Consider the following 13358-nt stretch of genomic DNA (forward strand, 5'->3'; position numbering starts at 1 on the left):
GTGGCGTTTTCGCCGACTGCCGTCGGCCACCACCGCGTGCACCCGCATGCGTACCGGCGTGTCGCGGCTGCCGTACGGCACACACCTGAGGAGGGGCCGAGGAGGGGGGACCGGATGGAACTGGGGCGGCGCGCCGGACCTGTTCGCCCCCGGGGTCGCCGTCACGTCCGCGACCGACGTGAGCGACACTGGGAGGGCGCGCCGTGTCCGGCGTGGTGTCGGAGGCGGGGTCCGGATCTCCGGGGAAACTGCTGCACGTTCCGTGGTCGTAGTGGCAGAGTGCCGGTCATCGGCCCCGTTGCCACCGGACGGGGCCGGATTTGTGTGTAGACATACACGGGAGTAGTCAACAAAGTTCCGGATTGCCCATCCGAATAGGGTGGGAAGGCTCCTCGGATACGCCTCACCGGTGTATCAGCTGGACCACACTCCCCCACCATCCATCCGCCCACACCCTCGTTGACGCGGACAGGAGCGGTCATGCCCGCCACGCACCACTCGTCAGCCCCCTCGACCAGCTCGCCGTCCCCTCCGACCGGCGACACATCCAGCGGCAGGACAAGCAACAGTAAAGGTAGCGGCAAAAACAGCAGCAAGGGCAAGCGGTCGGGCGGCACGTCCGGCGGCCGGTCCGGCGGCGGCAGTACACCCGGCAGCAGGAAACCCGCCACCGCCAAAACCACCGCCGCAGTCACCCGGCCCGCCGTAGGCCGTATACCGGTGCTCGACGTCCGCCCCGTCGTCCAGCACGGCCGCAGGCCCGCCAAGGCGGTCACCGGCGAGACGTTCCAGGTTTCGGCCACCGTCTTCCGGGAGGGCCATGACGCTGTCGCCGCGAATGCCGTCCTCACCGACCCGGACGGCACGCCGGGCCCCTGGACGCCGATGCGCGAACTCGCCCCCGGCACCGACCGGTGGGGCGCCGATGTCACGCCGGACCGGCCCGGCCGGTGGACCTACCACGTGGAGGCGTGGGGCGATCCGGTCAGCACCTGGCGCCACCACGCGCAGATCAAGATCCCGGCCGGGATCGACACCGCGCTCGTCCTGGCGGACGGCGCCCGGCTCCATGAGCGGGCCGCCGAGGGCGTGCCCGGCAAGGAGCAGCGGGATGTCGTCCTGGCCGCCGTGGCCGCCCTGCGCGACGAGAGCCGACCGGCCGCGACGCGGCTGGCGGCGGCGCTGACGCCGGAGGTGGACGCGGTGCTGGCCCGGCATCCGCTGCGGGAGCTGGTGACCGCCTCCGAGCCGCTGCCGCTGCAGGTGGAGCGGGAACGGGCGCTGTTCGGGTCCTGGTACGAGTTCTTCCCCCGCTCGGAGGGCACGGCCGCCGAGCCGCACGGCACGTTCCGCACCGCGGCCCGCCGGCTGGAGGCGATCGCGCGGATGGGCTTCGACGTGGTCTACCTGCCGCCCATCCACCCGATCGGGACGACGTTCCGCAAGGGCCGCAACAACGCGCTGTCCGCCGGCCCGGAGGACGTGGGGGTGCCGTGGGCGATCGGCTCGCCGGAGGGCGGGCACGACGCCGTGCACCCGCGCCTCGGCACCCTGGAGGACTTCGCCTGGTTCGTTCAGCGGGCGCGGGAGCTGGGCCTGGAGGTCGCCCTGGACTTCGCGCTGCAGTGCTCGCCGGACCATCCGTGGGTGGACAAGCACCCGGAGTGGTTCCACCACCGCGCGGACGGCACCATCGCCTACGCGGAGAACCCGCCGAAGAAGTACCAGGACATCTATCCGATCGCGTTCGACGCGGACATGGACGGGCTGGTCGCGGAGACGCTGCGGGTGCTGCGGCACTGGATGAGCACGGGGGTGCGGATCTTCCGGGTGGACAATCCGCACACCAAGCCGGTGGTGTTCTGGGAGCGGGTGCTCGGCGAGATCGCCCGCACCGACCCGGACGTGGTGTTCCTGGCGGAGGCGTTCACCCGCCCGGCGATGATGCACACCCTGGGGCAGATCGGTTTCCAGCAGTCGTACACCTATTTCACCTGGCGCACCAGCAAGCAGGAGCTCACCGAGTACCTGACCGAATTGTCGGGTGAGGCGGCGGCGTACATGCGGCCGAATCTCTTCGTCAACACCCCCGACATCCTGCACGCGTATCTTCAGCACGGCGGACGGCCCGCGTTCGAGGTGCGTGCCGTGCTGGCCGCCACCCTGTCTCCGACCTGGGGGGTGTACAGCGGCTACGAACTGTGCGAGAACGTCCCGCTGCGGGAGGGCAGCGAGGAGTATCTGGACTCGGAGAAGTACCAGCTCCGGCCCCGTGACTGGGAGAGCGCCGAACGCGAGGGACGCAGCATCGCGCCCCTCATCGAGCGTCTCAACACGGTCCGGCGGCAGAATCCGGCGCTCCGGCAACTGCGCGACCTCCACTTCCATCACGCGGACCAGGACGCGGTGATCGCGTACTCCCGGCGCAGCGGGTCCCACACGGTTCTGGTCGTGGCCAACCTCGACCCTGAGCACACACAGGAGGCGACGGTGTCCCTCGACCTGCCGCGCCTCGGACTCGACTGGCACGAGTCACTGCCGGTGCGCGACGAGCTCACCGGCGAGACCTATCACTGGGGCAGGACCAACTATGTGCGTCTGGAGCCGGGAGTCCGGCCGGCGCACGTGTTCAGCGTCCTGCGACCGTCCACCCCGCAGATCGGAGGGTCACCCACAACATGATCGTCAACGAGCCCGTCCCGGACACCTTCGAGGACACCCCGGCCAAGGACCGGGACCCCGACTGGTTCAAACGCGCCGTCTTCTACGAGGTCCTCGTCCGTTCCTTCCAGGACAGCAACGGCGACGGCGTCGGCGACCTCAAGGGGCTGACCGCCAAGCTGGACTATCTCCAGTGGCTCGGCGTGGACTGCCTGTGGCTGCCCCCGTTCTTCAAGTCCCCCCTGCGGGACGGCGGCTACGACGTCTCCGACTACACCGCCGTGCTGCCCGAGTTCGGCGACCTCGCCGACTTCGTGGAGTTCGTGGACGCCGCCCACCACCGCGGCATGCGCGTCATCATCGACTTCGTCATGAACCACACCAGCGACCAGCACCCGTGGTTCCAGGAGTCGAGAAGAGACCCGGACGGGCCGTACGGCGACTACTACGTATGGGCCGACGACGACAAGCAGTACCAGGACGCGCGGATCATCTTCGTCGACACCGAGGTGTCCAACTGGACCTACGACCCGGTCCGCAAGCAGTACTACTGGCACCGCTTCTTCGCCCATCAGCCGGACCTCAACTACGAGAACCCGGCCGTGCAGGAGGAGATCATCTCCGCGCTGAAGTTCTGGCTGGACCTCGGTATCGACGGGTTCCGGCTGGACGCGGTGCCGTACCTCTATCAGGAGGAGGGCACCAACTGCGAGAACCTGCCGGCGACGCACGAGTTCCTGAAGCGGGTGCGCAAGGAGATCGACACGCAGTACCCCGACACGGTGCTGCTGGCGGAGGCGAACCAGTGGCCGGAGGACGTGGTCGACTACTTCGGCGACTACCCCAGCGGCGGCGACGAGTGCCACATGGCGTTCCACTTCCCTGTCATGCCCCGCATCTTCATGGCGGTGCGCCGCGAGTCCCGCTACCCCGTCTCCGAGATCCTCGCCAAGACCCCCGCCATCCCGTCCAACTGCCAGTGGGGCATCTTCCTGCGCAACCACGACGAGCTCACCCTGGAGATGGTCACCGACGAGGAACGCGACTACATGTGGGCCGAGTACGCGAAAGACCCGCGGATGCGCGCCAACATCGGCATCCGCCGCCGTCTCGCCCCCCTCCTCGACAACGACCGCAACCAGATCGAACTCTTCACCGCCCTGCTGCTGTCCCTGCCGGGCAGCCCGATCCTCTACTACGGCGACGAGATCGGCATGGGCGACAACATCTGGCTCGGCGACCGCGACGCCGTCCGCACCCCCATGCAGTGGACCCCCGACCGCAACGCCGGCTTCTCCTCCTGCGACCCCGGCCGCCTCTTCCTGCCCACGATCATGGACCCCGTCCACGGCTACCAGGTCACCAACGTCGAGGCCTCCATGTCCTCGCCCTCCAGCCTGCTGCACTGGACCCGCCGCATGATCGAGATCCGCAAACAGAACCACGCCTTCGGCCTCGGCTCCTACACCGAACTGCCCTCCTCCAACCCGGCGGTGATCGCTTTCCTGCGGGAGTACGAGGACGACCTGGTGCTGTGCGTCAACAACTTCTCCCGGTTCGCGCAGCCGACGGAGCTGGATCTGCGGGCGTTCGAGGGGAGGCACCCGGTGGAGCTGTTCGGCGGGGTGCGATTCCCGGCGATCGGCGAGCTGCCGTATCTGCTGACCCTCGCGGGGCACGGGTTCTACTGGTTCCGGCTCCGCAAGGACGCCGTGTAAGGCGCCGTGCAAGACGCCGTGCAGGGCCTTTACGCGGCGTCGGCAGCGCATGGGAAGGGGCTGTCCCGGCAACCCGGTCATAGGACGGACCGGTCACCGGCCGGACCGGTCATAGGACGGACCGATCACTAGCCGCACCGTTCACGGAACGGACCGGTCACCCGCCGGACCGTTCACGGAGTGGACAGAGCGAGACAGAACCACGGGGGCGGGGCGGTTTTCCCCGCCCCACCAGGGGCACGCATCACTCACACCCCGACGATCCGGGGAAAGGACGCCACGCCATGTCGGACGCAGCGACACACTCCGTCACCACCAGCGGGCCGGGCCTCCTCGCTTCCCTGGATCCCCTGCTGCGGGAATGGCTGCCGCGGCAGCGCTGGTTCGCCGGCAAGGGGCGTCCGGTCACCGGTTTCACCCCGGTCGCGGCGACCGAGCTACTGCCCTCCCCCAAGCTCTCGGCGCTCTCGGCCTCGTCCGGGCAGGGCGGCGCCCCCCTCGGCAAGCTCGGCCTGCACCATCTGCTGGTGCGGGCCCACCAGCCCAGTGCGCTGGGCGCCGAGACGCATCCCGGGGACTGCTACCAGCTCCTGATAGGCGAGCGCGAGGCGCTGCCGCCGCGGCTGGCGCCCGCGCTCATCGGGCATGTACCGGACGGACCGCTCGCCGGACGCACGGTGTACGAGGCCCTGCACGACACCCGGCCCGCCGAACTGCTCCTGGAGGCGCTGCGCTCCCAGGCCCGCATCGGCGGGCTTCGCTTCGAACGGGACCTGCGGCAGGACATCCGCGGCGATCTCGTGCCACGGCTGCTGACCGGTGAGCAGTCCAACTCGTCCGTGATCTACGGCGACCGGTACATCCTGAAGCTGCTGCGCAGGATCGTGCCCGGCGTCAACCCCGATCTGGAGCTCCCGCTGGCCCTGGCCCGCGAGGGCTGCCCCCGGGTGCCCGCGCCGACGGCCTGGCTGACGGCGGAGGTGGCGGACGAGTCGTACGTCCTCGGTGTCCTCCAGCCCTACGTCCAGGGCGCCGCCGACGGCTGGGAGCTGGCGCTGCGCGAGGTGGCCAAGGGTGAGGACTTCGTCGCCGAGGCGCATGCCCTGGGCCGGGCCACGGCCGAGGTCCACACCGCGCTGGCCCGCGCCCTGCCGACGGCCACCCTGGGCCACGCCCAGCTGCGGCTGCTGGTGGACGGCATGGTCGAGCGTCTGGAGGCGGCGGCGCAGGCGGTACCGGCGCTGCATCCCTACGTCCCCGGGCTGTACTCGGCGTTCGAGGCGCTGGCCGACCTCGCGGCCGAGGGCGGGACGTGGACCGCCCAGCGCGTCCACGGCGATCTGCATCTCGGGCAGTGTCTGCGCTCACCGTCCGGGGAGTGGTCGCTGATCGACTTCGAGGGGGAGCCCGCCAAGCCGCTCGCCGAGCGCCGGATGCCGCAGCCGGTGGCCCGGGACGTGGCGGGGATGCTCCGCTCCTTCGACTACGCCGCCTATTCGGCGGGCGCGCCCGGGCCGTGGGCGGCGGCCTGCCGGGCGGCGTACTGCACCGGGTACGCGGAGGCCGGCGGCCGCGATCCGCGCACCGATCCGGTGCTGCTGCGGGCCTACGAGACCGACAAGGCGGTCTACGAGGTGGTCTACGAGGCCCGGCACCGGCCCGACTGGCTGCCCGTACCGCTCTCCGCGGTGCGCCGCCTGGCCACGACCGACGTCATCTGAACACATTCACTCCACTCCTTGCCGCACACTCCAGCACCCTCGCCGAGGAGGCACCGCACGTGACCCCCCGTTCCCCGTCCAGCGGTCCGGAACAACACCCGACGCCCACGAAGACGGCTCCCGCCGGGAAGACGGTGGCGAAGAAGGCCACGCCGGCCGCCGCCACGGAGAAGGAGGCCGTCGCCGCGACGGCGCCCGGGGCCGAGGTCCCCGCCGAGCAGACGGTGGGGAAGAAGGCTCCGGCAACGAAGGCGGCTACGAGGAAACCCACCGCCGCCAAGAAGACCGCGGCGAAGAAGACGGCTCCCGCCAAGAAGGCGACGGCTGCGGGCGCCACCGGGGGGACAGCGGGGCCCGAGAAGGCTGTCGCCGCGCCGGCAGCACCCGGGGACACGGTCCCCGCACGGGACGCGGGGGCCACGAAGGCCGTGGCGAAGACGGCCGCCAAGAAGACCGGCGCCAAGAAGGCGGCGGTCAAGACCGGCGCGAAGAAGGCCGCGCCCGCGAAGGCCACGGCGAAGACTGCGGCGCCCGAAGAAGCGCCCGCCACGACACCGCCCGGGGACACTGCCCTCGTCGGAGCGACAGCGGCGATCATGGCCTCGGCGAAGAAGACCCCCTCGAAGAAGGCCCCGGCCAAGAGCACGCCTGCCAAGGCCGCCGCCAAGAAGACCACGGCGAAGAAGGCCACCCCCGCCGAGAAGGCGACTGCCAAGAAGGCAACTGCCGAGAAGGGCGTCAGCAAGAAGGGCGTCGCCAAGCGGACGGCGGCAAAGACCACAGCCGCCGGGACCACCGCGGCCACGAAGAAGGCGCCCGCCCCCGCCAAGGCTCCCGCCGCGAAGGCCGCCACCACCGAGGCGACCGCTCCGAAGCCCGCAGCCCGAAAGGCCACCGCCGCCCAGAAACCCCCCGCCAAAAAGGTCACCCCGGCCCCGGCCGCTCCGGCTCCGCTCACCCCGGCCGCAGCCGCTCCGGCACCGCTCACCCCGGCCGCAGCCGCTCCGGCACCGCTCACCCCGGCCCCGGCCGCTCCGGCACCGCTCACCCCGGCCGCAGCCGCTCCGGCACCGCTCACCCCGGCCCCGGCCGCTCCGGCTCCGCTCACCCCGGCCGCAGCCGCTCCGGCACCCGCCGAACCAACCCCGCACACCCCCGCCCCCGCCGAACCGGCGGCAGCCGCTCTCGGCGACGACGACCGCGCGCGGCTGCTCGCCGGTGCGCATCATGACCCCCACTCCGTGCTCGGGGCCCACGCCCACCCCGGTGGCGGGGTCGCTTTCCGGGTGTTCCGGCCGTATGCGCTCGGGGTGAGTGTCGTCGCCGGGGAGATGCGGGCCGAGTTGCACGACGACGGGGAGGGGTTCTTCTCGGCGGTGCTGCCGCTCACGGACGTGCCGTCGTACCGGCTGCTCGTGGCGTACGAGGGGACGGTGCAGGACGTCGTGGACGCGTACGCCCTGCTGCCCACCCTCGGTGAGCTGGACCTGCATCTGATCGGCGAGGGGCGCCACGAGCAGCTCTGGCAGGTGCTCGGGGCGCACCCGATGACCCACCAGGGCGAGACCGGCACCCGGTTCTCGGTGTGGGCGCCGAACGCCCGGGGCGTGCGGGTGGCCGGTACCTTCAACTTCTGGGACGCCACGGGGCATCCGATGCGCTCGCTGGGCTCCTCCGGGGTGTGGGAGCTGTTCGTGCCGGACATCGGCGAGGGCGAACTGTACAAGTTCGAGATCACCCGGCCTGACGGCTCGAAGACCCTGCGCGCCGACCCGCTGGCCCGCGCCACCGAGGCCCCGCCGGCCACCTCGTCGGTGGTGACGTCCTCGCACTTCGAGTGGGGTGACGAGGAGTGGCTGGCGCGGCGTGCGGAACGGCCCGCGCACGAGGCGGCGTTCTCGGTGTACGAGGTGCATCTGCCGTCCTGGCGGCCCGGGCTGACGTATCGCCAGCTCGCCGAGCAACTCCCTTCGTACGTGAGGGATCTCGGCTTCACGCATGTCGAGCTGATGCCCGTCGCCGAGCATCCCTTCGGCGGTTCCTGGGGTTACCAGGTCACCGGTTTCTACGCGCCGACCGCGCGGCTCGGCACCCCGGACGACTTCCGGTGTCTGGTCGACGCGCTGCACCGGGCCGGGATCGGTGTGCTGATGGACTGGGTGCCCGCGCACTTCCCGCGCGACGACTGGGCGTTGGCGGAGTTCGACGGGCGGCCTCTGTACGAGCACGAGGACCCGCTGCGGGCCGCGCATCCCGACTGGGGCACCCTGGAGTTCGACTTCGGGCGCCGTGAGGTGCGCAACTTCCTGGTGGCGAACGCCGTTTACTGGTGCGAGGAGTTCCACATCGACGGGCTGCGGGTGGACGCCGTCGCCTCGATGCTCTACCTCGACTATTCGCGCGAGCCGGGCCAGTGGACCCCGAACGAGCGCGGCGGCCGGGAGAACCTGGACGCGGTGGCGTTCCTCCAGGAGATGAACGCGACCGTGTACCGCAGGGCGCCGGGCGTGGTCACCATCGCCGAGGAGTCCACCGCCTGGGACGGTGTCACGCGGGCCACGCACCACAAGGGCCCGAGCGGCTTCGGCGGGCTCGGCTTCGGGCTGAAGTGGAACATGGGCTGGATGCACGACTCGCTGGAGTACATGAGCCACGAGCCGGTACATCGCAAGTACCACCACCACGAGATGACGTTCTCGATGGTGTACGCGTACAGCGAGAACTACGTGCTGCCCGTCTCGCACGACGAAGTGGTGCACGGCAAGCGGTCCCTGGTGTCGAAGATGCCCGGCGACTGGTGGCAGCAGCGGGCCGACCAGCGCGCCTACCTCGGCTTCATGTGGGCCCATCCCGGCAAGCAACTCCTCTTCATGGGGCAGGAGTTCGCCCAGGGCGCCGAGTGGTCCGAGACGCACGGCCCGGACTGGTGGCTGCTGGACCCGGCCTACGGCGCCGAGGCCGACCACCGTGGGGTGCGCGACCTGGTCCGCGACCTCAACACCGTCTACCGGGCGAACCCCGCGCTGTGGGAGCGCGACACCGACCCGTCCGGCTTCCAGTGGATCGTGGGCGACGCCGCCGACGACAACGTGCTCGCGTTCCTGCGCTACGACGCCGCCGGGAACCCGCTGCTCGCGGTGTCCCACTTCTCGCCGGTGGTCCGCCACGACTACCGGCTGGGCGTTCCCGACGGCGTACCGGCCTGGTACGAGGTCCTCAACACCGACAGCGCGCGCTACGGCGGCGGTGACATCGTCAATCCGGATCCGGTCAAGCCGGACCCGCAGGGGCAGCACGGCCGACCGGCGAGCATCGGGCTCACCCTGCCGCCTCTGGCGACGGTGTGGCTGCGGCCCGCGTAGCAGCACCGGCACCACCGCCCGCTCCCGCCGCAAGGGCCGAGGCGAGGGCCGACGCCAGCGGCTCCGGCAGCGCTGCCGCGTGCACGATGCCGAGCCGCTGGGTGGCCCGGGTGAGCGCCACATAGAGATCGCTGGTGCCGAACCGGCCGGGCTCGACCACGAGGACGGAGTCGAACTCCAGCCCCTTCGCCTGGCGGGGGTCGAGGAGGACGACGGTCCGGGTGAGATCGGGCTCGGCACCGGCCGTCACCCCGTCGAGCCGCGCGGCGAGCGCACGGTGCAGCTCGCGCGGCGCGATCACCGCCAGCCGCCCCTCGTCCGGGGTGAGTTCGCCGACGGCCTTGGCCACCGCGCCGGGCAGGTCGTCGGTGGCGCGCGCCCAGGGACGTACCCCGGTGGAGCGGACCGAGCTCGGCGGCCGGAAGCCGGGGTCCTCGGCGCGCAGCACGGCCGCCGCGACGTCCATGATCTCGGCGGGGGTGCGGTAGTTGACGCCGAGGCGGGTGTGCTCCCAGCGGTCCTCGACATACGGGCTGAGGATGTCCGCCCACGCGCCGACGCCCGCCGCCTCCGACGTCTGGGCCGGGTCGCCGACCAGGGTCATGGAGCGGGTGGGGCTGCGCCGCATCAGCAGCCGCCAGGCCATCGGCGACAGTTCCTGCGCCTCGTCGACGATGATGTGCCCGAACGCCCAGGTCCGGTCGGCGGCGGCGCGTTCGGCGGCGCTGCGGAAGTCCTCCTCCTCCTGGCGCTCGGCGAACCGTTCGGCGTCGATGATGTCGTGCGCGGACAGCACCTCGCTGTCCTCGTCGTCCAGGCCGTCGAACTCGTAGGTGCGGGAGGCGTACGACACGTCGAGCACGCCCTGCGCGTAGGCGACCTGGGTCTCCCGCTCGCGCTCGGCCCGGGCGCGAGCCAACCGGTCGTCGGTGCCGAGGAGTTCGGCGGCCTCGTCGAGCAGCGGCACGTCCGCGACGGTCCAGCGCCGGGTCACCGGGCGGCGTACGGCGTCGGCGTCCTCGGGCGGAAGGTAGCCGTCGGGCTCGGCGAGGAAGTCGGCGATCAGCCGGCGCGGGGTGATCCTGGGCCACAACTGGTCGATGGCTGACCAGACTTCGGGGTTCTCGGCGAGATCGTCGCGGATCTGGGTGATGTCGCTGGCGTCGAGCAGATTGCTGCCGTCGTAGGGGTCCGTGCCGATGCGCTCGGCGACCATGTCGGTGAGGGTGTTGAGAATGTGGCCCTCGAAGTACTCGCGCGCCGCGTTGTGCGGGAGCTGCGCGGCCCGGGTGCGTTCCCGGGCGACGCTCACCAACCCGTCGTCGAGCAGCAGGAGTTCACGGTCGTGCTCGATGGCGATGACCGGATCGGGCAGCGCCTGCCGGTCCCGTACGACCTCGGCGAGCACGTCGGCCATGGCGGCGCGGCCCTTCACCGCGGCGGCCTCGGGGGTGTCGGCAGCGGTGGCCCGTACGCCGGGGTACAGCTCACCGACGGTGGCCAGCAGCACGCCGGTCTCGCCGAGCGAGGGCAGCACCTCGCCGATATAACCGAGGAACGCGGGGTTGGGCCCGACGATCAGGACGGCGCGGCGGGCCAGCAACTCCCGGTGTTCGTAGAGGAGATAGGCCGCCCGGTGCAGGGCGACGGCCGTCTTGCCGGTGCCCGGGCCGCCCTCGACCACCAGCACCCCGCGGTGCGGTGCCCGGATGATCTCGTCCTGCTCGGCCTGGATGGTCCGCACGATGTCGCCCATCCGGCCGGTGCGCGCGGAGTTGAGGGCGGCCAGCAGCACGGCGTCGCCGGTCGGGTCCTCGTGGCCGGTGCGGGTGGCGTCGCCAAGGTCGAGGATCTCGTCGTGCAGCGCGCTCACCCTGCGGCCGTCGGTGGCGATGTGCCGGCGGCGGCGCAGCCCCATCGGGGTGTGGCCGGTGGCCAGATAGAAGGGCCGGGCGACGTCCGCGCGCCAGTCGATCAGCAGCGGAGTGTGCTCGGTGTCGTCGGCGCGCAGGCCGATACGGCCGATGTGGTGGTGGGTGCCGGAGGTGAGGTCGATACGGCCGAAGCAGAGCGAGCCGTCGACGGCGTTCAGCGCGGCGAGCAGCCCGGAGCGCTCGGCGACCAGGATGTCCCGCTCCAGCCGGGCCTGCATGGGCGTGTTGCCCTGCGCGAGCGCGTCGGTGACACCGGCCTCGGTGTGGCCGCGCAGCGCGTCGACGCGCGTGTACAGCCCGTCGATGAATTCCTGCTCCCGGCGCAATTCATCGTCCGGAAATTCGCTGTTTGACAATTCTGCTCCCGCAGCCATATACTGTGGTCAGTGAAGTTCTTCTGCGGCTCGATGAAACGAAGTCGCGAATGGACGAATATACGCGAGAAAATCCCCCGGACGCAATTGTCCAGGGGATTTTTTGTGTGCCCTACGCCCGCACGGGAGCACATCGCCGCAGGTCAGCGCCGACCGGCGCGGGTCAGATCACATCGGACAGCTCCTCCCGCAGCCGCCGTCCGGGCCGCGAGCCCACCATCGACTTCACCGGCTCACCGCCGCGGAACACCATGAAGGTCGGCATCAGGGCGATTTCAAAGTCCGGCTGTTCGCGCGTCTGTGCTGGTCAGTGGAGTCCGAGGAGTGCCAGGGGACGGGTGAACGGCTCGTAGGACATCTCGCGGAGCCCGGCGGCGATGTTGTGGTGGCCGGCGGCACGGAGGCAGTTGATCGCGAAGCTGCGCAACGTGGCCATGTTTTCCGGACCGTGCTCGGTGTGGACCTTGGAGGCGTCCGCGCGGAAGGCGGTGTCGCCGACGAAGTGGAGCCGGTTTTCGCACCGCGACCAGGCCGCGCACCTCCTCCGCGTCGGAAGCGCCGGGGTCAAGGCCCGCCCACTGCGGCGCACCCTCAAGATCCACACTGCGGCTCCAGCCGGCGTTCACCCAGCAACGAGGCTCGCCGCGACCCGGCCCCGAGGCCGCGACCGCGCCATTCAGCACCCCGACAACGTCTGCGGCGCTCATCCCCATCGCCCTGGCGATCGCCTTCACCGACCGACCCTGCTGATCAAGCAGCCGCACCCGCGCAACAAGCGACTCATCCACTGGTCGAAGCCCCGGCTGACGCAGAGCCCTTGAGGTCGGAACACTGTTCTATTCTCGCCTCCGCACGGGGTGATGGTCACTCCGGGATTCCGGAAGGACACGGACATGCAGTGGTCGTGGCAGTGGTTGGGGCGGATCCGGTCGGCTTCGCAGGGGGCGGTGCGTGGGCGTCCGGTCGTCTTCGGCGTGGGACTCGGGGTCGTGGTCGCCGCCGCGGTGGCGGCGGTCTTCCTGTGGCCGTCCACGGGGAAGGACGATGTGATGCCGACGGCGCGGGCCTACCGCGACGTGGACGCCTGTCTGCTCACCGACAGCCGCGGAATCTCGCCAGGTCTACCGGCAGCGCCGGTGTGGGCCGGCATGCAGGACGCCTCCCTCGCGACCAAGGCGCGGGCGAGTTTCCTGTCGGCGATGGGGCCGGACACCCAGGCGAACGTCGTGCCGTACGTCAACTCCCTGGTGCAGGAGCACTGTTCGGTGGTGGTGGCGGTGGGCTCGACGCCGGTGAACGCCGTGCGTTCGGTGGCACCCCGTCAGAAGGGCGTGCATTTCGTCGTCGTGGGCGACGGGGCGGATTCCGCGAACGTCTCGGTGGTGCGGGAGGGCGACCGGACGAAGGTGAGGGAGCACGTGCGTGAACTTCTCACCTCTCTGACCCGAGCGTCCTGATACACCCCCTTCGAGGAGTTCAATCCGCTTACGAACCAGGCATATTGGACTGGTTTCGGACAACAGTTGCCTCATACCCAGTAAGGATCATGTAAGAAGATCGACTGATTGTGGTCAGAACATGATCACCA

At 70.7% G+C, this 13358-nt stretch carries 6 protein-coding genes and 2 pseudogenes; 5 read left to right on the forward strand and 3 right to left on the reverse strand.

Annotated features, from left to right (window positions below; translation table 11 throughout):
• Window positions 1-480 precede the first annotated feature (480 nt).
• The 4 genes from ACSYGN_RS12225 (at window position 481) to glgB (ending at window position 9462) form a co-directional block, all read left to right on the forward strand.
• Window positions 481-2682 (forward strand): alpha-1,4-glucan--maltose-1-phosphate maltosyltransferase, encoded by a 2202-nt coding sequence (locus ACSYGN_RS12225; RefSeq protein ID WP_460394798.1) that lies wholly within the window; start codon window positions 481-483, stop codon window positions 2680-2682.
• Window positions 2679-4379, forward strand: coding sequence for a maltose alpha-D-glucosyltransferase (gene treS, locus ACSYGN_RS12230; RefSeq protein WP_460394801.1), 1701 nt, complete (start codon window positions 2679-2681; stop codon window positions 4377-4379). The genes ACSYGN_RS12225 and treS overlap by 4 nt, the downstream gene beginning before the upstream one ends.
• Window positions 4380-4663: 284 nt before the next feature.
• Window positions 4664-6100, forward strand: coding sequence for a maltokinase N-terminal cap-like domain-containing protein (locus tag ACSYGN_RS12235; RefSeq protein WP_460394804.1), 1437 nt, complete (start codon window positions 4664-4666; stop codon window positions 6098-6100).
• Window positions 6101-6159: 59 nt separating this feature from the next.
• On the forward strand, window positions 6160-9462 hold the full coding sequence (gene glgB / locus ACSYGN_RS12240; RefSeq protein WP_460394807.1) for a 1,4-alpha-glucan branching enzyme: 3303 nt from the start codon (window positions 6160-6162) through the stop codon (window positions 9460-9462).
• A gap of 1663 nt (window positions 9463-11125) precedes the next feature.
• On the opposite strand, the pseudogene ACSYGN_RS12245 reads toward glgB, so the two are convergent.
• From ACSYGN_RS12245 to ACSYGN_RS12255, 3 genes and pseudogenes are all read right to left on the reverse strand, one after another.
• Window positions 11126-11770 (reverse strand): annotated as a pseudogene (locus ACSYGN_RS12245) (ATP-dependent DNA helicase); the annotation flags it as partial.
• Window positions 11771-11933: 163 nt separating this feature from the next.
• Window positions 11934-12038 (reverse strand): annotated as a pseudogene (locus ACSYGN_RS12250) (thiol reductase thioredoxin); the annotation flags it as partial.
• A 39-nt stretch (window positions 12039-12077) separates the two neighbouring features.
• Complete coding sequence (locus ACSYGN_RS12255; protein ID WP_460394810.1) at window positions 12078-12206, reverse strand: hypothetical protein; 129 nt, start codon at window positions 12204-12206, stop codon at window positions 12078-12080.
• A gap of 457 nt (window positions 12207-12663) precedes the next feature.
• On the opposite strand from ACSYGN_RS12255, the gene ACSYGN_RS12260 reads away from it, so the two are divergent.
• Window positions 12664-13227, forward strand: a complete 564-nt coding sequence (locus ACSYGN_RS12260) for a BMP family ABC transporter substrate-binding protein (protein WP_460394812.1) — start codon at window positions 12664-12666, stop codon at window positions 13225-13227.
• Window positions 13228-13358: the final 131 nt, after the last annotated feature.

It is taken from the genome of Streptomyces sp. YIM S03343, from assembly GCF_054729195.1.

What these genes read in the sequence shown, in the direction of transcription:
- ACSYGN_RS12225 (WP_460394798.1), top strand. Translation starts at nt 481, where the DNA reads ATGCCCGCCACGCACCACTCGTCAGCCCCCTCGACCAGCTCGCCGTCC.
- treS (WP_460394801.1), top strand. Translation starts at nt 2,679, where the DNA reads ATGATCGTCAACGAGCCCGTCCCGGACACCTTCGAGGACACCCCGGCC.
- ACSYGN_RS12235 (WP_460394804.1), top strand. Translation starts at nt 4,664, where the DNA reads ATGTCGGACGCAGCGACACACTCCGTCACCACCAGCGGGCCGGGCCTC.
- ACSYGN_RS12255 (WP_460394810.1), bottom strand. Translation starts at nt 12,206, where the DNA reads ATGGCCACGTTGCGCAGCTTCGCGATCAACTGCCTCCGTGCCGCCGGC.
- ACSYGN_RS12260 (WP_460394812.1), top strand. Translation starts at nt 12,664, where the DNA reads ATGCAGTGGTCGTGGCAGTGGTTGGGGCGGATCCGGTCGGCTTCGCAG.